The 22,607-nt window shown below is 65.3% G+C and carries 17 protein-coding genes; 12 read left to right on the plus strand and 5 right to left on the minus strand.

The features are described 5' to 3' along the window. Positions 1 to 6: 6 nt before the first annotated feature. Together CR152_RS26080 and CR152_RS26085 are read right to left on the minus strand one after the other, a co-directional pair. Positions 7 to 1,443 (minus strand): M20/M25/M40 family metallo-hydrolase, encoded by a 1,437-nt coding sequence (locus tag CR152_RS26080; protein ID WP_099879867.1) that lies wholly within the window; start codon positions 1,441 to 1,443, stop codon positions 7 to 9. 107 nt (positions 1,444 to 1,550) lie between these two features. Next, positions 1,551 to 2,684 carry a metallophosphoesterase gene (locus tag CR152_RS26085; RefSeq protein ID WP_099879869.1) on the minus strand — a complete coding sequence of 378 codons (1,134 nt, stop codon included), beginning with the start codon at positions 2,682 to 2,684 and terminating at the stop codon, positions 1,551 to 1,553. 214 nt (positions 2,685 to 2,898) lie between these two features. On the opposite strand from CR152_RS26085, the gene CR152_RS26090 reads away from it, so the two are divergent. From CR152_RS26090 to CR152_RS26110, 5 genes are all read left to right on the plus strand, one after another. Then, positions 2,899 to 3,417, plus strand: a complete 519-nt coding sequence (locus tag CR152_RS26090) for a YMGG-like glycine zipper-containing protein (protein WP_099879871.1) — start codon at positions 2,899 to 2,901, stop codon at positions 3,415 to 3,417. A gap of 127 nt (positions 3,418 to 3,544) precedes the next feature. After that, positions 3,545 to 4,549, plus strand: coding sequence for a protein kinase domain-containing protein (locus CR152_RS26095; RefSeq protein WP_099879873.1), 1,005 nt, complete (start codon positions 3,545 to 3,547; stop codon positions 4,547 to 4,549). Then, complete coding sequence (locus CR152_RS26100) at positions 4,546 to 6,942, plus strand: FtsW/RodA/SpoVE family cell cycle protein (RefSeq protein WP_229413592.1); 2,397 nt, start codon at positions 4,546 to 4,548, stop codon at positions 6,940 to 6,942. Before CR152_RS26095 ends, CR152_RS26100 begins: the two co-directional genes overlap by 4 nt. Further along, a complete protein-coding gene (locus tag CR152_RS26105) occupies positions 6,903 to 8,423 on the plus strand; it encodes a hypothetical protein (RefSeq protein WP_099879875.1) in 1,521 nt (506 codons plus the stop codon). The genes CR152_RS26100 and CR152_RS26105 overlap by 40 nt, the downstream gene beginning before the upstream one ends. Positions 8,424 to 8,433: 10 nt before the next feature. Next, positions 8,434 to 8,865, plus strand: a complete 432-nt coding sequence (locus CR152_RS26110) for an SH3 domain-containing protein (protein WP_099879877.1) — start codon at positions 8,434 to 8,436, stop codon at positions 8,863 to 8,865. A 6-nt stretch (positions 8,866 to 8,871) separates the two neighbouring features. Here CR152_RS26110 and CR152_RS26115 read toward each other — a convergent pair whose 3' ends face one another. Further along, a complete protein-coding gene (locus CR152_RS26115; RefSeq protein WP_099879879.1) occupies positions 8,872 to 9,327 on the minus strand; it encodes a GNAT family N-acetyltransferase in 456 nt (151 codons plus the stop codon). A gap of 115 nt (positions 9,328 to 9,442) precedes the next feature. On the opposite strand from CR152_RS26115, the gene CR152_RS26120 reads away from it, so the two are divergent. The 3 genes from CR152_RS26120 to CR152_RS26130 all read left to right on the plus strand — a co-directional run bounded on the left by CR152_RS26120 (position 9,443) and on the right by CR152_RS26130 (position 13,390). After that, positions 9,443 to 10,696 (plus strand): MFS transporter, encoded by a 1,254-nt coding sequence (locus tag CR152_RS26120; RefSeq protein WP_099879881.1) that lies wholly within the window; start codon positions 9,443 to 9,445, stop codon positions 10,694 to 10,696. 75 nt (positions 10,697 to 10,771) lie between these two features. After that, on the plus strand, positions 10,772 to 11,755 hold the full coding sequence (locus CR152_RS26125) for a PP2C family protein-serine/threonine phosphatase (RefSeq protein WP_099879884.1): 984 nt from the start codon (positions 10,772 to 10,774) through the stop codon (positions 11,753 to 11,755). A 117-nt stretch (positions 11,756 to 11,872) separates the two neighbouring features. Further along, on the plus strand, positions 11,873 to 13,390 hold the full coding sequence (locus tag CR152_RS26130) for an FHA domain-containing protein (protein WP_229413593.1): 1,518 nt from the start codon (positions 11,873 to 11,875) through the stop codon (positions 13,388 to 13,390). A 19-nt stretch (positions 13,391 to 13,409) separates the two neighbouring features. Here the strand turns inward: CR152_RS26130 and CR152_RS26135 are convergent, their stop codons facing one another. After that, positions 13,410 to 14,756, minus strand: coding sequence for an MBL fold metallo-hydrolase (locus tag CR152_RS26135; RefSeq protein ID WP_099882793.1), 1,347 nt, complete (start codon positions 14,754 to 14,756; stop codon positions 13,410 to 13,412). A gap of 116 nt (positions 14,757 to 14,872) precedes the next feature. On the opposite strand from CR152_RS26135, the gene CR152_RS26140 reads away from it, so the two are divergent. From CR152_RS26140 to CR152_RS26150, 3 genes are all read left to right on the plus strand, one after another. Continuing rightward, positions 14,873 to 15,583 (plus strand): hypothetical protein, encoded by a 711-nt coding sequence (locus CR152_RS26140; protein ID WP_099879886.1) that lies wholly within the window; start codon positions 14,873 to 14,875, stop codon positions 15,581 to 15,583. A 51-nt stretch (positions 15,584 to 15,634) separates the two neighbouring features. Beyond that, on the plus strand, positions 15,635 to 16,174 hold the full coding sequence (locus CR152_RS26145; protein ID WP_099879887.1) for a hypothetical protein: 540 nt from the start codon (positions 15,635 to 15,637) through the stop codon (positions 16,172 to 16,174). A gap of 281 nt (positions 16,175 to 16,455) precedes the next feature. After that, positions 16,456 to 17,391 carry a thioredoxin domain-containing protein gene (locus tag CR152_RS26150; RefSeq protein WP_157778743.1) on the plus strand — a complete coding sequence of 312 codons (936 nt, stop codon included), beginning with the start codon at positions 16,456 to 16,458 and terminating at the stop codon, positions 17,389 to 17,391. Between the two features lie 57 nt (positions 17,392 to 17,448). Here CR152_RS26150 and CR152_RS26155 read toward each other — a convergent pair whose 3' ends face one another. Continuing rightward, a complete protein-coding gene (locus CR152_RS26155; protein WP_099879891.1) occupies positions 17,449 to 19,323 on the minus strand; it encodes a glycoside hydrolase family 16 protein in 1,875 nt (624 codons plus the stop codon). A gap of 618 nt (positions 19,324 to 19,941) precedes the next feature. Between CR152_RS26155 and CR152_RS26160 the strand changes: the two genes are divergently transcribed. After that, entirely contained in the window at positions 19,942 to 22,515 is a 2,574-nt protein-coding gene (locus CR152_RS26160) for a hybrid sensor histidine kinase/response regulator (protein ID WP_099879893.1), read from the plus strand. The last annotated feature ends 92 nt before the right edge of the window (positions 22,516 to 22,607 follow it).

Below are 22,607 nucleotides of genomic sequence, written 5' to 3' on the forward strand. Positions count from 1 at the left end.
CGGCTTTTACTGTTTGGCGGCGTCGACCCAGCGCGCCACCGGCTTGTCGGTATTGGCCAGGAACCAGGTGGTGGCCGCCATCAGCGCCACGTGGCGGCGCAGGTTTTCCGGATCGACCTTGTCGAGCGTATCGGCCGCGGTATGGTGGTAATGGAAGTAGCTGGACGTGTCGATCAGCGGCGAGAAGCTCGGCACCCCGGCCTGTTCGAGTTCGTGCAGGTCGCCGGTGCTGAGCGCATCGCTGCGCTGGAAGGCGCCGGCGCCCATCGGTTCGAGCGCGGCCTGCAGCGGCGCGAACTGCGCCACGTCGCGCGCCAGCACGCTGGCGCGCAGCCCGAACGGCCGCCCTGCCCCGCTGTCGCTCTCGATGGCGGCAATCTGCTTGCCCAGCGTCGTCTTGTTCGCCTCGAAATACGCTTGCGCGCCGCGCCCGCCGTTTTCCTCGTTGGCCCAGGCGATCACGCGGATCGTGCGGCGCGGCCGGTAGTCGAGCTTTTTCAGCGTCTCGATCACGGCCATCGCGCTGGCGACCCCGGCGCCGTCGTCGTTGGCGCCGGTGGCCAGGTCCCAGGAATCGAGGTGGCCGGAGACAATCACGAATTCGTCGGCCTTGTCGGTGCCCGGCCAGTCGGCGATGACGTTGAAACTGTCGGCGTCGGGCAGGATTTGCGGCGTGAGCGTCAGGCGCATGCTCAGCGGGCCGCGCGCGGCCAGGCGCACCATCAGCATGGCGTCTTCGGCACTGACGGCGGCCGCCGGAATGCGCGCGCCGTCCTGCATGCCGCCGGTGCCGGTGTGCGGCAGGCGGAAATCGGCGCCGCCGACCGAACGTACCAGCGCCGCGGCGGCGCCCAGTTCGGCCGCCATGCGCGGTCCGCCGACCCGGTATTTCGCGCCCTGGCGGTAAGCCTGCGACGCCATGCCCCGCTCGGCCATGCCCTGGTCGAAGGCCACGTCGAACAGCACGATGCGGCCCTTCACCTCGGCACTGCGCGCCTTGAGTTCATCGAAGCTGCGCACCACCATCACCGGCGCCACCAGCCCCGCCGCCGGCGTGGCGGACGATCCGCCCAAGGCGGTGAGCACCACGCGCTGGGTCACGCCGGCCGGCCGTCCGCGATAATCCACCAGCTCGCCCTTTTCTTCGCCACGCACCCAGTGCGGCACCTTGACCGGCTGCAGCGTCACGGTGGCGCCCAGCTTGCGCATGGCGTCGGCCACCTGGGTGACAGCGGCGGCGCCGCCGGCAGACCCGGACAGGCGCGGCCCGATCAGGTCCGTCATGTCGGCCAGGCGCTCGTAGGCCCAGTCGCTTTTGAGCGCGGTATCGCGGATTTTCGCCAGGGCGGCAGGGTCGTTGCCGGGAGCGGCGGCAAACGCGCCGCCACTGACGATGCTGGCGGCGAGAAGGGACAACACAGGCGTGTGGAACGTGCGTGACATGCGTTCAATCCTAGAAGTGGGCAGAAGGATTCCAACGATAGCGCATTTACGCCGGGCGTGCCGGGATGATGCCGGTCAAAGGCGGGTCGGCAGCGCGTCCCCCCCGCTCATGCCGCCACCAGCCGCACCCGCGTGATCTCGGACGGGGCGCCGAAACGCTTCGGCGGGCCCCAGTAACCGGTGCCGCGGCTGGTGTAGACCCACAGTTCGCTCATGCGGTTCAGGCCCGCGGTGAACGGCTGCTGCAGGGGTACGAACAGGTTCCAGGGGAAGAACTGGCCGCCGTGCGTGTGGCCCGAGAGCTGCAGGTGAAAGCCCGCGTCGGCCGCGGCGGGCGCGCTGCGCGGCTGGTGCGCCAGCAGGATGCGCACGGTTACGTGGTCCGGCGCGCCCGCGGCCGCCGCGCGCGGATTGCTGCGGTGCGTTTCGTCGAAATGGTGCGCGGTGAAGTCGGTCACGCCGGCGATCATCAGGGCCGCGTCGCCACGCTCGCAGACCACGTGCTGGTTCATCAGCACCGTCAGGCCGAGGCGGCGCATTTCGGCGATCCACTCGTCGGCGCCGGAATAGTATTCATGGTTGCCGGTGACGAAAAAGGTGCCGTCGCGGGCCGACAGGCGCGCCAGCGGCTCGGTGTGCATGCGCAGGCGCCGCACGCTGCCGTCGACCAGGTCGCCCGTGATGGCGATGGCGTCCGGCTTGAGCGCGTTGACCCGGGTGACGATGGCGTTCAGGTAGCCGCGCTTGATGGTCGGGCCCACGTGAACGTCGGAAATCTGCACGATCGAGTACCCGTGCAGCGCGGCCGGCAGGCCGGCGATGGGCACGTCCACATCGACCACGCGCGCCACGCGGCGGGCGTTGACCAGGCCAATCAGGGTCACGCCCAGCGCCAGCAGCGGTACCGCCATGGCCGTGCCGCGCACGATGGCCTGGCCGGCGCCGCCGGCCATTTCAAACGCCAGCAAGCCAAGGTCGCGCACGAGGGTCAGGACCAGCAGCGAGGAAAAAAAGCCCATCGTCAGCATCCCTGCCCACGCCAGCTGGTCGGCCCAGCGCCAGCGCTTGAAGCGCACCGACAGCAGCCCGGCCGGCATCAAGAGAGTCGACGCGGCCAGCAAGGCGACCGCCAGGGCCACGCCCAGCGGGCCGGGATCGATGGCCGGCACCAGCCGCATGCCTATATAGACATGCAACATTGACAGAAGGGCCAGGACGATGAAAACGGCGCGCGCGGGCATGGGCAGGTCCGGAAAAGGAGGGGTAACCGAAGGCAGATGGGGCGGCATTCGGCTTACGCAAGGGCAAAGATCGCACGCGACCGTTGTTACAGTACGCACGCATTTGTAAGATTCTGTATTACCAATGGAGTTCCCATGGAGTACCGCTATAGTGGAGTCATGCCCCAGCGCTTGCGTGATCATCCCGATCTCGGTTGAGGCCAAAGGAAACGCTATGTTGAACACACAATTTGTTGGTGCGGTGATTCTGGCTGCAGCGGCCATCTCATCCACCGCAATGGCTAGCGACCGCGGCGTCAATACGGCGATCGGCGCCGTCGCCGGCGCAGCAATCGGCAACAGCACCGGATCGCGCAACGGCGCGCTGGTTGGTGGCGTCATCGGTGCGGTGGTCGGCAATTCGATCAGCACCCGTGACCGTGCTTACAACTCCGGAAACTACAACGACAGCCGTTACGACAGCCGTTACGACAACCGCTATGAAACCCGCTACGAAGAGCGCCGCTACGAGCGCCCGTACCGCGAGCCGGCACGCGTGTATGTCGAATCGCGCAGCTACTACCAGCCAGCCCCGGTGTATTACGCGCCGCCTCCGCGCTACTACGGCCCTCCGGCGGTCGTGTATGTTGAGCGCGGCCGCGGATATCGTCACGGGTACGGACATGGTCATGGCCGCGGCCACGGTCGTGGTCACGGACACGGTCACGGATACGGATACGGATACGACCGTTAATAACAGCTAGTTCCCCCCAGATTTGCCCGGGCACGAGTTTCTCGTGCCTTTTTTTCGTCTCGACACCCTTTCCCACGCCCCCGACTATGGCTTGCTGACGGCACGTGCCGGCACCTGAGGGGGAAGCATGGAAACAGCGGACGCAATCATCGCGCTTGGGGCGGGCCAATACCGCCTGTGCGGCCAGCTGGGCGGCTCCGCCTACGGCGTGGTGTGGCGTGCGATGGGGCCGCGCGGCGAGGTGGCGCTCAAGCTGGTCAACCGCGACCAGATGGCGCGCGCCCATCCCCTGCAGCGGGAGCGCTGGGTGACCAGCGCCCGCAACGAAATCGCCTTCCTGCAATCGCTCGCCCCGTGGGACGAGCGCCACGTGGTGCGCCTGCTCGACAGCGGCGAGCACGATGGCTTGCCCGTCATGGCGCTCGAACTGCTCGACACCGACCTTGGCCGCCACATCGCCATCGAACGCGATGCCGGGCGCCCGCTCGCCACCAGTCAGCTGCTCGACTGGCTCGGGCAGATCAACCAGGCGCTGGCCAAGGTTCACCAGTACGGCTGGTCGTATCTGGACTTAAAGCCGGCCAATGTGCTGCTCTCGCGCCGTCACGGCAGCGTCAAGCTGGCCGATTTCGGCACCAGCCGCCCGCTGGCCGACGGCCATGCCCGCGCCTACGCCGGCACGGCCAGCTGGCAGGCGCCGGAACAGTTTTTCCCGGACCGCGCCGGCTGCTACGATACCGATACGCGTACCGACTATTTTGCCCTCGGGGCGCTGTTTTATTATCTGGTGACGGGCGGCCTGCCGCTGCGCTTTTGCAGCGACTGCGGCCAGGCATACCGCGAGCACCGCAACGAGGGCGCGGCCATGCTGCTGGCGCGCCACGGAAACCGCCCTCCTCCCACCCTGCACGCCGATGAAGCGGCCCATTTCGTGCGCGCCTTCGGGCGCCAGGCCGACGCCGGCACCTGGAGCCCGGCGGCCGATGTCCCATCGAGCGGCGCGGACGAGGCGCTGCTCCTGCTGCGCGCCCTGCTCGGCGCCGACCGCGCGCAGCGGCCGCGCCACGCCATGCAGATCAGCCGCATGATCGGCGCCATCCGCGCCGCCCTGCCCGCGAGCGTCCAGCCATGATGCGCTTTCAGCTTGCGGACCGTTCGCCGGGCTTCATCCTGACCGCCAGCCTGCTCGCGGTCCTGTGCCTGCTGCAGCTGGTGTGCCTGTGGCGCGCGCCGCCGGCATGGTCGCCCGAGCGCATTTCGGTGTCGCTGCCGCCGGGCGAATCGCTCACCTTGGGCGACGCCGAACTGGCCGCTCCCCAGGCCGACAGCGCCCACCTGGCAGTGCGCCGCGCGAATGACGGCAGCTGGTGGGCCAGCAACGTCAGCGCCGGCAAGCAGGTGCTGCTTCAGCGCGATGGGTTTGATCGCCGCATGGGCTCAAGCGCCCTGCGCGCCGGCCAGTCGTTCCGCATCGGCGCCGCGCGTTTCGATGTCGCCGACGCCAGTGCCAGGCAAGTCGCGTTCTCCGGCCCCGGCGCCGCATGGCGCTACGACGGCGCCACCCTCTACCGCAACGACAGCGCCCAGCCCGCGTGCCCGGACGCCGGCGTCGCCGCGCGCGCCATCGCGCTCTGGAACCGCGCCATGCCGCAAGCGCTGACGGTGGCGCGTCCGCTTACCTTCGGCGGCAATCTGTACTGCGGCAACCGGCTCGGCATCGCCTATGTGGAGGGCGCCAGCGCCACCATCGCCCGCGCCCGCGACGGCCTGCTGCTCTCGGGCGCCGCCGAACGCGCACCGCTCCTGATTTCGTCCGCCGCCGGAACCGTCGACCTGGCGCGCAGCGCCGAACCGCTGGCCGGCGTGCAGACGCTGGTGGCCGGGCGTACCCGGCTCGGCGTGCGGATTAGCGACGGCGTGCTGCACCTGCTGCCGCAACGCCACGTGGCGCTGTACGCCGAAGCCGACGCCCTGCTGCCGGCCCAGGTGGCGTGGCAGTGGAAGAAACGCGGCCTGTGGACGCTGCCCGCCGGGCGTCCTTGGTACGTTGCTCTGGGCCTGTGCATCTTGCTGGCCGCGGCGGCGGCCGTGCAATGGCAGCGCGGCGCCTGGCCTTTTACACGCGATACCGGCCGCGCGCTGCGCGCGGCGGCCATCGGCAGTGCGTTGCTGGCCATTGCCGGCGTGGCCGCGCTGCTGTTCCAGCGCTCCGGCAGCGCGCCGGGCGTGGGCTGGTCGATGCTGCTGGCATGGACAGCGCTGTGGGGCTGCCTGCTGGTGCCGGCGCGCCTGACCTTGGCCACGGCGGCGGGCGTGCTGCTGCTGGCGGTCGGCCTGCTGGCGCAGCTCGAACTGGGCTTCGGCGGTGCCGAATCGGCCGCGCTGCGCCATTTCCAGAAATCGGTGGCGCTGCTGGCGATCGGCCTTGGCATCGGAGCGCACCTGCGCCTGCGTGTACGCTCCGGCACGCCGGTCGTGCCGCAGACCAGCCTCGAATGGGTGCTCGCCCTGTTTGCGCTGGCGGCCCTGGCGGCGCTCCTGATGCAGGTGGTCTTCGGCGACGAAACCGGCGTGTTCGACCTGCAGCCGGTCGAATTCGCCAAGCTGGCGCTGACCGCGCTAACCGCGCACTGCCTCGCCATCGGCCTTGGCCGGCATGCGGACATGCCGGAACAATCGAGCCCCGCGCGGCGCTGGCTGCGCCTGGCGGCCCCGGTCCTGCTGTTCGCCGCCCTGCTCGGGCTGGCCCTGGTCCAGGTCGACGATTATTCGCCACTGATCCTGCTGCTGGTGTGGTGCATGGCGATGGCGCTGGCGTGGGCGCTGGCCACCCGCACCCACGCCGCCACCGCGGCCTTATTCGGCGTGGCGTGCGTGGCCGCAGGCAGCATCGCCTGGCTGCGCAGCGCCGGCGTGGCGGAAGTGGCGCAGTGGGGCTTTTATGCCGACCGTTTCCTGGTGTGGCTGGACCCGGCCCAGCATCCGCATACCGGCCAGCAGTTGCTGCTGGCGGCGCGCGCCATCGCCGAAGGCGCGTGGTGGGGCGCCGACAACGTGCTGGGACTGGGCGCCATGGGTCAGATCGGCGGCAGCGCGCTGCATATTCCGGCGGTGCAGGATGACTTTGCGCCGTCCTTCTTCCTGAACCGCCACGGCCTGCTGGGCGCACTGGCGCTGTGGGCGCTGCAGGCGCTGTTCCTGGTCGGCGTGCTGCAGACGGCGGCGCGCGCTTTTGGGGCCAGCGAGCAGACGCGCGACTTCCGCCAGGCCTGGCTGTGGCGCTTCCGCTGCTTCGCCCTGTGCGGCGGGGCCGCCTTCGTGCTGGGCCACTTCCTGCTGTCGTGGGGGACCAACCTGGCGATCTTCCCGATCATGGGCCAGCCCATGAGTTTTCTGTCGGCCGGCGGCAGCCACCTGCTGTTTTTCATCTGCCCCCTGCTAGCGTTCAGTGCAATCAGTGCGCAATCAATCGAGGAGAATCAACCATGCCGGTCTACGTCCAACATGAAGTCCTGGGCAAGGTGAACGATGTGTTCAACGCCGAAACCCTGTGGCAGGCGCCCGGTCTGGCCCTGTTCTCGCGCCGCCCGCTGCTGCGCGACCTGCTCGAACGCTCGCCGCGCGAACACCGCGGCCGCGCGCCCACCCGCTGCTTCTCGCATATCACCCTGATGCTGGCGCAGGATGAAGTCGACGACGACCGCCACCTGACGCGCGGCGCCCGCGTGCGCGACCTGGCGCAATCGCTCACGGCCCTGCACCAGAAAGACTTCGGCGACCTGCTCGGCAGCGACGACGTGCGCTACGACGTGATCGGCACCGACGCGCTGGAACCGGGCCAGGTCGAGGTCAAGTTCGGCCACGCGGTGTACCTGCCCGCCGCCGGCGAGCAGCCCTTGTATACAGTGGAAACCTCGCGCGACAGCGCCATCTGGCAGGCGGTGTGCCCGATCTTCCCGCAACAGCGCCTGGCCCTGATCGGCCACGATGCCGACCTGGCCAGCCACGCGGTGCCGGCCTGGCCGTTCGGCACGGTGGGTGCCATTTTGCTCATTAACGATGGTCCCGACGCCCCGATCGAGGTGCAGGTGCGGCCCAAGGGCGCATTCGACTGCGTGCTCGACCCGCTGAGCGGCCATTACGTCGTCAGCGCCAAGGGCGACAGCGCCGGCGCGCGCCTGCTGATGCGCGTGCGCCGCGCCGGTGCGGCCCCGATCCCCGCTCCCTCGGGCAAACCGGCGGCGGTCTGGAAGGCGCGCGCGCCGGCCGGCCTGGATGCCGGCGACACCGCCGTGCCGTTCAGCCACCGTCCCGCCGCCGCGCCGGTCGAGAGCGACGCGACTTACGCCCCGCTCGCGCAGCAGCGCGTCAGCCTGGTCGGCTTGGCGCTGCCCTGCCTGAGCCGCTATCACGATACCGGCGCCGTCTCGATGGAGATTGGCCTGGCGCCCTCGCTGCAGCTGGCCGCCGACGGTGAAGCGGCCGCCATCGGTTTCGCCGTCGACGCGGCCGACCAGCTGTTCGCGGTCACCGGCGCCGGACGCCAGCCGATCGAGGCGCCCGCCACCTTCACCCCGGTCGACGCGCGCGCGGTGGAACTGCTGGCGGTCGCCCCGGCCATGGCGGAGCGCTATCGCGCCCTGCTGCGCCTGCCGCATCCGATCGCCGCTCCCGTGGCCAGCGGCGCACGCTTTGCCTTCGGACGCAGCGCGCCCATGCTGGCGGCGCTGCGGGTGCTCGATTCGGCGCGCTTCCTGCGCCTTGCCGGCGGCGCCGACAGCGCCAGCGCCGACCGTATCGGGCTGTCGCGCAGCGCGTTCAGCTTCGAGGCGGGACCAGGCGGTTACCGGATCGGGCGCCTGAGCGCGACCCAGGCGCTGTACCACCTTGACGACCAGCTGGTTTTCGTGGCCAGCATCGGCGAGGCCAGCGCCGACAAGCCCTATATGCTGCCATCCGGTCATCATCTGGTGGCCGGCCACTACGTGCTGCGTTTCGACGCGTAAGGAGAGCGCCATGCCAAGCGCAAGTTATCTGACCATGGCCGCCTACGCGGCGGGCCTGGTCGCCACCCTGGTGCTGGCGGCGTGGCTGACACCTGCGCGCTGGTGGCGCCGGCCGAACCTGCGCGCGGCTGGCATCCTGGTGGCCGGCACCTGGGGACTGGGCGCCCTTCTGATGTCGCTGCTGCCGGCGGCCTTGCCGGCGCTGGCGGCCGCACCGTCCAACGCCGGCATCAGCTACACCGTCTACGACGATCTGAACCTGCGCGCGGACAAAGGCATCGGCGCCCAGCGCATCGCCGTGGCGCCGGCGGGAACCGTGGTAACCACGACCGGCCTGCGCGACGGCGACTGGTGGCAGGTCAGCGCGCGCATCGACGGCAAGATTGTACGCGGCTGGTCGAGCAGCCTGTGGCTGCGGCGCGCCGAGGAAGCGCGGCGCTGAGGGTGGTCAGGCGGGCAGCTTCATCGGGTTGAAATGCAGGCCATTGACACTCTGCATGGGCGAGGCACGCTCGAAACCCATGGCCTGGTAGACCGGCAGCGCGTAATTGGAGGAATTGACGGTAAAGCTGCCATCGCCACCGCCATCGATCGCTTCGCGCCGGGCCACGTCCCACATGGCGCGCGCCACGCCGCGTCCGTGGAAGTTCTTACCGACGAACATGTGATACAGATGCCTGCGTTCGCGTACGGCGATAAAACCCGCCAGTTCGCCGTCGATCTCGGCCACGTGATACACATAGCCCTTTGCCAGAAAACCCTGGAAACCCTGTTCGTCATTGTCACGCAGGAAGGTGGCGACCACCTCCGGCGGCGATTCGTGCACGATGAACTCGGTGGCCAGCGCGCGGAACAGCGCGACGACGGCGGGGATGTCGCTGGGCTCGATGGGACGGATACGCATTGTCGGTTTAATGAGGTTGGCAGAGCACTATTGTGCACGTTTGGCCGCGATTGTGCAGGCCATTTGCGCCCGCATGTTGACGCCCGGCACTAGCGCGCCGTAGACTGGAACGATCATGTCCAAACCGAGCCTGTCCGTTCCCCTGCCGGTGCCGTCGCTGTGCGCCAAGGTGCCCTTGTCCAAGCCGCTGCGCCACGCGCGCTTCCGGCATTTGTGGACCGCCAACCTGATATCGAACCTCGGTACCTGGACCCAGACCTTCGCCTCGGCCTGGCTGATTGCCTGTGTGGCAAGCTCGGCTTCGACGGCGAGCCTGGTCCAGACCGCGAGCTACATTCCCATTTTTCTGTTTGCGCTGTTCGCCGGCGTGATTGCGGACGCGGTGGACCGGCCCAAATTTTTGTTCTTCTGTAATCTGTTCATGGCCCTGTGCGCCTGCGCCATGGCCGCGCTGGCCATCAGTGGCCGGGTGTCGACCGCGCCCGTGCTGGCGTTGACGTTCTGCATGGGCGCCGGCGCGGCCTTCATGTGGCCGGCCTGGCAAGCGTCGATGTCGGGCCTGGTCGAACCGGACGAGGTCGAAGCGGCCGCCACCCTCAACAATCTCAGCTACAACGTCGCGGCCATCGTCGGGCCGGCGCTGGGCGGGCTGCTGTTCAACTGGGTCGGCGCCGGCGCGCTGTTCCTGGTCAACGCGCTTTCCTTCATCGGTTTGCTGACCGTGTACTGGTCGTGGTGGCGCGACGGCGTGCCCGAGCCGCGCGCCCGGGTCGATTTTGCAAGCAGCCTCAAGCTCGGCGTGCGCACCGCGCTCGGCTGCGGGCGCTACCGGCGCATCCTGCTCAATGTGTGCACCGTGTTTTTCGCGACGATTGCGTTCGCGGCGCTGCTGCCGGTGTTCGTGCGCCAGGTGCTGGACATGGATTCGAGCGTGTTCGGCATCCTGATGGGCAGCCTGGGCGCGGGCGCCGTGTGCGGCGCCTTCCTGCTGCCTTCGCTGCGCACACGGGCCGGCAAGACGCGCCTGCTGAGCGGCTCGCTACTGGTCTACGGCGCCATGCTGTGCCTGCTGCCATTCATCCGCTCGCTGGCGTTGCTGGTGCCGCTCATTGTGGCGGCCGGCATGGCGTGGTCTGCCACCGTCTCGACCCTGAACGCGGCGGCCCAGCTGGCTTTTCCGGCCAGCATACGCGCACGCACCCTGTCGATCTATCTGTTCGTGATGGCAGGCGGCTATACCGTGGGCAGCGTGGTCTGGGGGGCGCTGGCCGACCGGGTCGGCGTGCAGGCCGCGCTGGCCACCGCCGGCGCCTGCGTGATCGTCAATGCCATTGCACTCGCGACAGGAAAGCGGGAAACATCCATCTGATCGTCGTTTTGGCGCGGCACCGTTTCGGATAAGCTGTCAGGATTGCATCTGTGCAAAACAAATCCGCCCAGCCCCATGACCACAGCAGCCCCCAGCCTGGATTTTGGCCCCTATCTCGACGTGTCGGTGCACTCTAGCGCCGGCGCCAATGCGCCGCCGCGCCTCGAGAACCAGGACAATTACCTGGTGATCGACAGCACCGGCAGCGCCGTCTTCCTGCGCGAACAAGCCGGGCAGCGCGAGCAGGTGGCCGACTGGCCCGCCGGGCACATGCGCGTGGCGGTGCTCGACGGCATGGGCGGCCACGGGCGTGGACGCGAGGCGGCCGAAGCGGTCGTGGCCGGCTTGCTGGAGATGCCCGCATGCCACACGCTGGGCGATCTGTCGGCCCGGCTCGACCTGCTGCATGGGCAATTGCAGCGGCGATTCGGCTGCGACCCCACTACCGGCAAGCGGCCCGGCACCACCCTGACGATGCTGGAACTGCGCCCCGACGCGCCGGCGCTGCTGTACCACGTGGGCGATTCGCGTCTGTATGAAATCATCGGCGCGCACGTCACCCCGATGACGGTCGACCACGTTCCCGCGACCGCCTTTGCGATGGGCGGCTTGCTGGGAGAGCACGAATGGTGGCAACAGGTACATGGCGAGCACCGCTCCCAGATTTCGCAAGCTTTCATTCTAGGCAACGCGTTTTCCAATCCAGCCGAGCTGGCCGATGAGCTGTGTGAGCTATCGCCCCGCAACTTGCCGTCGTATCTGTACCACTTGCCGGACCGGCGCGCGCTGGAACTCGATCCGCGCGCGGTGTACTTGCTGGCCAGCGACGGTTTCTGGGCCTGCGCCGACCCCTGCGCGTGGCTGGCCCGCTGGCCGGCGCTGTTCGAAGGGCGCGACAACGCCCGCGCCATCAGCGACGCCCTGTTTGCGGAAATGCGCAGCAATCCACCGCCCGAGCTGCATATCGACAACCTGACGGCCATCGTGCTGCGGCCCCTGGTCCACGATGAGACGGCGGCACCGATATCGACCCAACAACTTTATGCGGGCGAGCCTTGATGACCCGACAACACTCTGTTTCAAAACACAAATATTGTTGTGAGGCACATACATTCCGCGTGCCACACATCCATAAAAGCGCGTAAGCTTTGACACTCATGAACGGCGAGTATTGCCATGAAAAAATGCAACAATCCTCTTCATCCGCACTGCACCTTCTGGGTCATGCCAGGGGAAAGCGCCTGTTCAAACGGCCATGCCCAATCGGGCGTACCGGCCCCGGCGGCGCCCGCGAATTCCAGTTATGAACTGATCAGCGCCCTGCGCAGTTCGCGTCCCACGGCCAAGCCAGGAGCGGCGCCGTTTTCCTACCCTGAGGAGGCGCCACCCGCGCTGCAGCGCCCTCACCTGCACATCAGCGGTTTCGATCCGCGCGCGGCGGGCGGGCGCCAGGCCATCAAGGTCGAGCTGCGCGGCATGCCGCCCGACAGCGCCCCCTTGGTGACCATGCAATTGCAGTCGGCACTCATCGCGCAGGGCAACGCGCGCCATTCCTTCGTGCGCACCCTGCGCGGCGACTGGCGCCCGCTGTTCATCGAATTTTCGTCGCGTAACAAGGAACACGGGCAGTACCGCATCGAGGTGGAGCTGTTCAACCTGCATGACAGCCGCATCCGCCATAAATGGGTGTGCACCCTGGTGATCCTGGTGCCGCGGCCCGATGCCACCCTGACGGAAATCCACCAAACCTTCCTGTCGACCCATAAAAACGTGCGCGTGATGGCGGACGACGCTTCCATCGCCCGGGTCAATGCCCAGGCCGGCGGCGGACGCCTCGATATCGACGTGCACGCCCGCAACGCGTCGATCGCCAACCTGAATCTCGACGCCAAGGCCGGCAAGGTCGACCTGGGCTTTTCGACCATTGCCTGGGACGAAGACCTGATCGAAATCGACGTGCCCGCACATTCCGATCCGCACCCGCACCCGACCGCCTGCGCCTGCCTGGTCAACGCCGCGCCCGAAGCCGGGGCGCAGCGCCAGGTGCGCCTGTTCGCAATGGCGGAATGCGTGCTGGGCCGGTTCGAACTGTACGACCCCGAGGCGGACGTGCTGCTGACCCACTTCGGCGACGATGGCCAGGACCGCGACGGCCTCACGCGCCGCCTGTCGGGGCGCCACGCGGTGATCCGCCCGGGCGTCAACGGCTTTGAGATCGAAGATGTGTCGCGCTACGGCATCCTGCTCGACGGCGTGTGGCCGGGCAAGAACAAGCCGGTGCCGCTGCGGCTGGGCATGCGCATCGAGCTGTCGGCCAGCATCAAGGGGATTGTGGAGCTGAATGTGACCGCCATCATGCCGCATGGCGTGATCGTGCACCGCATCGACCAGGGTGCGCATGCGGAGTGTTTCTATTTTCTGGAACCGGGGCGGCATCCGGGCTTCCCGCTGGCGCCGTTTGGCGCGGCGCCGAGAGCGTCGGTGATGCCGGTGATTTATCACCAAAATGGCGGTTTCTGGCATCTGGACCCGGCTTCCGGCAAGGAAACAGCACTCAGCCCCGGGGCGGCGCTGGACCGGCTGGCCCAGTTTCCCCGCCATACGCGCTTTGCCAGCGAGTCGTACCCGGAATGTTGGATCGTGCGCTCGGCGTTGAAATCGACACACGGCGTGGCGGACATGCAGACCGCCTGACGCTTGTCCCGGCGGTTCGCTAGCCGCGTTCCTTGATGCGGCGTAGCTGCGCGGCCTGATAGGCGCCGAAGACATCGTTAAACAGGCAGCGGATCAAGGGATCGTCCACCAGTTCGGCACCCTGCAGATCGGCTTCGGTCCGGGCGTCGAATACCGCGTCATTCATCCGCATGTACATCGACGTCAGTGCCTCGCCCAGTTCCAGCGCTGCATATAATCTCGCGACCGGCACTTCGGTGGTCCACGACAAGGCATCCGGCACGCCGGCGAGCTGCTCGATATTGTCGCCAACAATGCGGTAATGGAAATGCGTGCCCTGCCCTTCATGGTCGAAAACCGATAAACGCCACACGCGCGGCGTCTCGAAAAAACTCTCTTCCGGCAATTCCATATCCCGGTATTTGTCCAGCAGGCCCGCTTCGCAATAGTTAATCACACGCTCGTGCTGTGCCGCGGTCAAGGGCGGAAAATGGCGCGCGATATCGGCCGTGCGCGGCGCCTGCGCGTGCCCCTCGTACTGGTAATCGACATTCTGGTCGCCCACCGGCACCACCCAGCTTAACGGCGGCGCGGCGCTGAGCGAATCATGGCCAAGCACGAACGACACCGATGGATTCATTCTGACGATGCGCGCGCTTGGTAAGGCCGCGCCCACCTCGTCCTCGAACTGGCGGTACGTAATCGGGAAAAACGCGTGGTTATACCAGGACCATGGCTCCTGCACGAACTGGCAGGAGCTGGGCACGACATAGCGCGGCCTGAGCGCGGTCAGTTGTTCGATCCACTCTTCCGGCAGCCGGGGTGGCGCGGGAGCGGCGCGCGACGGCGACAATACCTCGATTTCGCGCATGGTCTGGAATGGCCACAGCACCATGTCCCACGGCGCGAAGCGCGCCAGCGCCGGCAGCGTCGCCGGATCGATCCACGAATCGACGACATTGAGCACATTCAGGCCGCCGGCCTGGATGTGGAACATCGAATCGACGTCCGCATCCATGGCCTCGCGCGGCGTCACCGCAAAGGTGCCGATGTGCACCGGCGCGTCGACGCGCAGCTGGTGAACGTGAACGAAGCCCAGCTCCCGCACCATGGCGAACAATTCGTCGAACAGGCAGTAGATGTAGATGGGCGTGGCGCGGTCCAGTAAATCCAGGCTGTCGAACGAACAGTGGTCGTCATGGAAATGCGAAATGAAGACGGCATCGAAGCGCACATCGCGGATCTGCGCGTGGTCGAAGCGGACGTCGGGAAAAGCGTGGCAGTTGCGGCTGAAGGGATTTTCAAAGACCGGATCGAAAGCGATCAGTGTGCCCTCGCATTCGAATACATAGCCGGCGTGAAGAATCCTGGAGATTGTGAGCGTCATGCCGGCCATTATCTCACGCGGGCGGTCATCCCAAAACGCTCGGCCATACCCCGGATCGCCTATCATGGCGGTATTGACCGGCATCCGGTCGCCGAACTCCTGTAAGTGGACAAACAATGACGATCATCGAACTCCCGTTTCGGGCGACAACAGAACAAGCCTGTGCGTGGCTGGAACAGCAAACCGGCTCGCCCTGGACCCTGGCGCGGCTGATAGAACAGACGCTCACGCCCTATGTGTGGCTCGATTACGACGCCAGTTATCCCGATTTGTTCGGCGACGCCAATGGCGGTTATGCGGCGCCGATCTTCTTCGAAGGCGACACCGCGCGCCTGGCGGCCGGCAGCGACGATGTGCTGATCACGATCACCAAGGACGCGTACAAGATCGTGGTTCAGCTGCCGCCACCGGGTTTCCGGCGCGAGCTGCACGAACTGCGCTTTCTCAAGAAGGAGCTGGAAAAACTGGTCGCCAGGCACAAACGCGAGGCGGAACCCAAGCCGGTGGTAGTGGAAACGGCGCATGAGGCGCGGGTGGGCATCAGCAGGGACGAAGTGATCGCCGCTTTCGCGGGCATGCTGCGGATCGATATCGGCAAGGCGCTCGACGACGCCGGCGGCATCTTCGGCGATGAAGGCGCGCGCATCAAAGGCAGCGCCAGGAAGTCGAAGAAGCACGCCATGTGGAATCCGGTGACGCTGGCGCTGGGAATGAACGATCTGTACCGGGTGCCGGTATCGCAACTGAAACGGGCATTCCAGGGCCACGATTTCCTGCATCCGTGGCTGGGGCAATGGAATGCATCGCTTGCGCTGCTTGGCAAGTGAGCGATAGGTTAAACTACGCCCTACCACCTAAGACTATGAAGCACTGACACTATGACCACCAAAAAACAGCCTGCGGTAAAACGCGCACCCGAGGAACCAGTCGGCCGGCCTGAAAATCCGTTCATCAGTACCGAATTTTTCGCCCGGATGCGCGATTACACCGAACGCGATGCAGCCTTTTCCAAGGAAATCAAGGCGATCGGGGAACGCGGCGCGGGCAAGCTGTCGACCGACGCGCGCACGGCGCCGTCGCTTGAACCGCTGCGTGGCGTCATCAAGAAAGGCTTGCCGCTCAAGGATATGTTGGGCCGCATCGTGCAGGGAGTGGAATCGGGTCTGTGGGAGCCATGGCTGACCTCCTACGGCTTTGAACTGCGCGGCGTGAATTACGCCAAAATGGGGGCGCGCAATGCCCGCCTGGCGCTCGATATCAGTCTCGCGTCGAAAGCCACCACGGTATTTGCCAACGCCGGCATTCCCAACTGGCGCAGCCTGGTTGCGGAAGACTGCGCCCAGATCCAGATCGAAAAGCCGACAGAAAAAACGCCTGCCAAGGCCTATGCCATTTTCTGGCTCGACGCCGCGGACTGAGACTTCAGCGCACAGGCACTGGGCCGTATCGCGATGGTACGCCAGATTTCGTAACACCAATCTCAAGTGCTTCGCGGGTGGCACGCTGCATGGCGCCTGGAAGCGCAACGAGCATATGCAGCGCGGCGCAGAGGAATTGCTTTGATTACATTCGTCAATCGGGCGTAAAGCTTAAAGGACGATAGCCGGTTGGGAATTGCTTCATAGAGAAGATTTGCTGACAAGCAACTTCTACACGATTCGCGCTACTTCGTATTTTCAATCTCAAAAGAGGTGTTTCTTTGAAAACCAACACGCAACGAATGGCATTCGCCTCCTGCGCGCCGCTGGGTGGCATAGCGCGCCCCGTCTTTACCGCTTTGCTGGGCCTGGCTGCGGCCACGATGTCGGCCGGCGCACTTGCCGATGCTAACACTGCGAAAACTAATTTCTTCGCAAATATGGACCGGGCGGGCGTGACATTCCCAGGCGTGAACGCGTCGACTGCCAAGATGGTCCCGGCGCAAGTGAAAGGCTTGTACGGCATTTACAGCCCGAAAGGGAACCTGATCTCGGTCACCAATGAGGCGGGAACCCTGACCGGCAAGGCTGGCGGGTTCAGCAGCGTCGGGCTGGAACCCGGCAAACCACGCCCGATGTCCCCACAGCAAGTGGCCGGGCTGCGCGCCGAGATCATGGCCAACATCGATTACGACAAACTGATCAAGACCTCGTATGGAAATGGCGGAGGACGCAAAATCCTGATGTTCTCGGCTCTCGATTGTCCGGGCTGCAATCAGCTGGAAAAGGCCTTGCACAAGGCAGCGCCGACTCTGAACACGACGTTCTACATCGTCCCCGGCTCGTTGCGGGATAGCTCGAGTGGCGGCATCCCCTGGCTGGAAAAAGTTGCCCGCATAAGGTGCGACGACAATGCCGGCCAGGCATGGCAAACATACTGGACGAAACGCACCTTGCCGGCCGCCCGCGCATGCGCCCTGACGCCTGAACGCGTGGAGCTGGATAATTACCTGATGTCGCACATCATGGATGGCATCAAGGTCATGAAACCGGCCTATCCCATGCTCGTTTCCGAAGATGGCAAGTGGCTTCCCCTGCCACGTGGAATGACATCAGCCTCGATCTCAGCCGTGTTCGGTCCCGAGAGCAAGCCGGCGGCGGTTCAGGCACCGGCACAATGGCTCGCCGCGGCGCCGGTCGCCGGCAAGAGCAAGTAAAAAGACGCAAGGCGTCGCAAGCTCTGCGAACGCCCTGCTGTCTGCGCGCTTGCGCGATTACTTCATCGTGAAGGTTTGCTGGGCAGTATCGACCGCATAATTGCGCGTGGTATCCCAGTAGGTAAAGCTGTACTTGACCACGTCGCCAGCTTTCAGGCCACCTGCCGCGTAGGTATTATTGCCGGCATCCTGGCGCATGCGCAGGTTTTGCTGGCCACCGGAGTTGACCGTGTAATGCACGTCCGCCCAGCTCGACGTGCGCACTGCGAACTGCAGCGTTGTCGGGCCGGTCTGGGTGGCGCTGACCGACACCGGGGTCGGCGTTGGGGTCGGGGTCGGCGTTGGCGTTGGCGTCGGGGTCGGCGTTGGTGTCGGCGTTGGGGTTGGCGTCGGCGTCGGCGTCGGCGTCGGCGTTGGCGTCGGTGTCGGTGTCGGTGTCGGCGTACCTGACTCCCACACAATATCGTCAATCGCCATCTGGAACGGCGCGCCCGGCAATTGCGTCGCTTCGCTCGAAAACTGGAACAGATCCAGCATCGACTGCAACGCGACTTTCGGCCCTACCAGTGTCGATACCGGAATCGTCGCCGTCGCCCACTCACCGTTACGCACCAGGCCATAGGTGGTTGCATTGGCCGGGAACTTGACCGCGTTCTGGTTGGTGTAGGTATCCTGGATACTCACATTGAACGCGACATTGGCAGGGATCTTGATCCGGAACTTCAGATTGCCGTTCCTGAAATTGCTCATGTCATGTGCCTGGCGCGATTGCACGCTGCCGCCGAACCACTGGTTTGGCGCGGTGTAGTTCAGGGCCATGACATTGCTGCCCTCGAACGGCGGGATATTACCGGCGGACATGGACGCGGTATTCCACACGAAGACATCGGAGCTGGTGCCGGCGACCTGCTTGTTATTGACCGCGGTGGTATCGGTGAACACGCCGAACTTGCCCACTTCCGGCGTCGACTGGCTGCCCAGCTTGACCGATCCCTTGCCATCGAGCTGATACACGCGCACGTAATCGACATACATGGTGCCCGGCAGGGGCGCGGTGACTTGTCCCGGCGAAGCGGCATCGGTAAAGTTACCGCCCACCGCCATGTTCAGCAGCAGGTAGAACGGCGCTTGCAGCGCGGTCGAATTGACCGGCAGCGGGTTGTCGTACATATTGTGCTCGACGCCGTTATCGACGATCGTGAAGCGCATTTGCGACTCGGTCCAGTACAGACGGTAGGTAACGAACCGGTTCGCCATCGAGGTCGGTGCGATATACCAGTTCTTGGTTTGCCACGCCGTCGACGCGGCGCAGCTTTCGTTGCCCGGCACGCAGGCGGCTTGCTGCCAGGTGATGACGTTCGAGCCGACGAAGTTATCGATGCCTGCGCCCCCGTTTCGATAGGCGGCCCGATGGCCCATCTCGAGAATATCGATCTCGCCATTGCGCGGCCAGGTTTGCGGGCTGGAACCGAGCAACCATCCGGCCGGCCACAAACCGGTGCCGAGCGGCGGCGTGCTCACGCGCATCTCGATCATGCCGTACTGCACCTGTACCTTGCCGGCCGATGTCACTTTGCCGGACGTAAAGGAATTGCTACCGACCGTTTGCCGCTGGGCCTTGATGGCAAGCGCGCGCGAGTTCGACTCGAACGGCACGTTCACGATGGACAGGTTATTGGGGCTGTAGTACTGCAATTCCTGGTTGCCGTAGCCACACAGATTGATCTGGCAACCGTTGCCATCGTCCGGCGTCCAGAAAGAGGTATTGAGGCTTGGGCCGTTGAACTCTTCCGACCACAGCAGCTGGCCGATCACCGGATTGGTCACGCTGGCGCCCGCGCTGGCGCCGTAAATGGCCAGAATACTGCCCGCGATGGCGGACAGCACGAATGTGCGTTTGCGGCTGACCAGCTGGTTGTTTTGATTTTTCACAATGTCTCCTCGTAACTACTCTTCATAAAATGCGGCACCGTGCCGGAAGCCCTTTGGTAGCGCTTCCATCAGCGTCGGCATCGCGCTGTGCCAGGCTGCGCAAGCTGCAAGCGCGGTCGGACAAGATGCGGGTGGAACGTGCAGCCGGCGCCCAGCGATGCGCGCGGCCCGGGCTGCATCGGGCGGGAAAGCCGAGGCGCCGTCATGCCTGTGGCGTGAATGGTGCACGCCGGACATCGGTCTCCTTGCGGGCCGGGCCGCATGCCTGTGCACACGGTTTTTCGGATGTATTGGAGAGCGGTAACTTACCGTTCTCCTGGTTATGGAAACGCTTCCAAATACGGAATGTGAAATATATGCCGATTGAATTTTGATGTCAAGATAAAAAGATATGCATGTTGCGCCCCTGGCGCAGCCTTCGGGCCGGCTGGGCCGACGCTGCAACGCGTGCAAGCGGAATGAGCGTTGCGGTCGGCAACCCGATGCCTGGTTCAGGCGCAGCTCGTCGTTACATCAGTGTCAGGCGCGTTGCCGGACCCGGTGCGGGCATCGCCCCGTATGCGGGCCACGATACGTAAACCGGACGTCACCAAAGATTGATTTCTGCAACAATGCTCCATGATCAAAGACCTCGACTACGCGGCCTTATTCCAGGCTTCGCCCTATCCTTACTTGCTGATTTCACCCGATTTCACATTGGTCGGCGCAAACGCGGCCTATCTCAAGGCCACTGGCACGACCGCCGATACGCTCCTCGGAAAGAAAATCTTCGACGCCTTCCCGGCCAACCCTGCCGATCCGGCGTCGACCAATCTCGACGAGGTACGCAAATCGATCGAGCTCGCGGTTGCAACGCATCAGCCGCACACAAGTCCACTGCTGCGCTACGCGATTCCACTGTCCACCCTGGAACACGGGCCGTTCGAAACGCGCCTCTGGAGCGCGGTGCATACGCCGGTGATAGACACGCATGGCGAGGTCGTCTTCATCGCGCAAACCGCGATCGATGTCACCGACCTGTACCGTTTCGATAAACCAAAAAATCGCTATTTCCTTAAAGAAAGCGTACAGACGGTTCCCGATATCGCAGAGCGCACCCGCCTTCAGTTGCATGAGGCATTGACCCGGGTCCTGAATGCCGAGCGCACCGAGCTGCAGACGCTGTTCGACCAGGCGCCGGGTTTCATTGCCGTGCTGAGCGAGGCCAACCATGTATTCATGATGGTCAACGATGCTTTTTACCACTTGGTCGGACGGCGCAATCTGATTGGAAATTCCCTGTGGGAAGCCTTGCCGGAACTGGTCGGGCAAGGTCTTGAGCCGATCCTGGACGAGGTCGCGCGCAGCGGCAAGCCAATCGTGCTGCACGACCGGCGTCTGACCTTAAGGGGCGAGCAGGATGGGGCTCAGGCGGAGCGTTACGTCGACCTTGTGTTCCAGCCAGTCCTGGATGCGGACGGCACCGTGTCCGCCGTGTTCGCGCAGGGACATGACGTGACGGGCGCTTATCTCGCCAGTGCAGCCTTGAAAGAAAAGGTGCGCGAGCTCGAAGCGGCCAAGGCGCGGCAGACAGTGCTGCTAAAGCTGGGCGAGCGTTTGCGCAGCCTGTCGGACAACCCCGACGCGATGATGCTGGCCGCCAGCGAAGAACTGGCCGCGTTCCTCGGCGTTCCGCGCACCGGGTACGTCACCTTCGAGAAAAATTCCAATCGGGCCGTGGTGATCACCACGTATGCCGACCCGGACCGCGTGCCGCCGCTGTCGGCCATCGTCGCCGAGCCCGACGAATATGGACAATCGGTGATGAACGAGCTTCGCTCCGGACGCCATATTGTCGTGCACGACATGGATACCGACCCGCGCACAGCCGGTGCGGTCGCGCAGGCACACGCGGCCATTGGCGCCCGGGCCTCGCTTGCGGTGCCTATCCGGCGCCAGGATCAGTCGGTCGGTTTCATGTTTGCGCATGACGACCAGCCGAGGCAATGGCTGGACGAGGACATCGAGCTGATGTACCAGACTACCGACCGTACCTGGGAAGCGGTCGAGCGTGCGCACGCCCTGTTGGCCATGCGCGAGGCGGACCGCCGCAAGGACGAATTTTTGGCCATGCTCGCCCACGAATTGCGCAACCCGTTGGCGCCGATCGGTGCGGCTGCGCAGTTGCTGCAAGTGATCAAGCCTGACGAGGCGCGCCTGCGTCAGACAAGCGAAGTGATCAGCCGCCAGGTTCGCCACATGACCGCGCTGATCGACGACTTGCTGGACGTGTCGCGCGTGACGAGCGGGCGCATCAAGCTGCACACCGCCCTCCTGGAGGTGCGCGATATCGTGGTCGAAGCCGTCGAGCAGGTTCAACCGCTTATAACGAGCCGCAAGCAGAACCTCACGCTCGATCTGGCGCAGCAAGCAACCCTGGTAGAGGGCGACCGGAAGCGGCTGGTCCAAGTTGTTGGCAATATTCTCGGCAATGCCGCCAAGTATACCCACGATCGCGGGCATCTGGTGGTGAGAACGAGCGTCGTGGAGGGAAATGTCGTCATCGAAGTGCGCGACAACGGGATAGGCATGACGGCGGCGCTGTCCATGCGTGTGTTCGACCTGTTTTCCCAGGCTGAACGCACTTCTGACCGCACTTCCGGTGGCCTGGGCCTGGGTTTGGCGCTTGTCAAGAGCCTGGTCGAACTGCATGGCGGAAGTGTGACCTGCGCGAGCGAAGGCGCCGGTAACGGCAGCACGTTTCGCGTGCAGCTGCCGCACGTGCCGGATTCATTGCAGGCCGGCGAGGAACCGATGCCAGACAGGTACCCGCACAAAGCGCCGGCCGCATTGCGCATCCTGGTCGTGGACGACAACACCGACGCTGCCGACATGCTGGGCATGCTCCTCGACGCGATGGGTTACGAGGTGCAGCTTGCATACAGCTCGCTACGGGCCCTGGAATGCGCCAAGGAATGCAAACCGGATGTCTGCCTGCTCGATATCGGATTACCCGACATCGATGGCAACGAACTGGCACGGCGCCTGCGCGACTTGCCGCAGACGCGACATGCAAGGCTCATAGCCGTGACCGGCTACAGCCAGCACAGCGATAAGGAAAACACGTCGGCGGCCGGCTTTGCCCACCATCTTGTCAAGCCGGTTGACATCGACAGGCTCGCCGCTATCTTAAAAGACATCGCCGCAGTATGACGGGCCGCCATCGTCCGATGACGAAACGACACGGGGTGGCACGCGCACTGAGCTCAACCGGGGGCAAGCCCGGCACAGTGCCCGCGCGTCCG

It is taken from the genome of Massilia violaceinigra, assembly GCF_002752675.1.
In the GTDB taxonomy this organism is placed as follows: Bacteria; Pseudomonadota; Gammaproteobacteria; order Burkholderiales; family Burkholderiaceae_D; genus Telluria_A; species Telluria_A violaceinigra.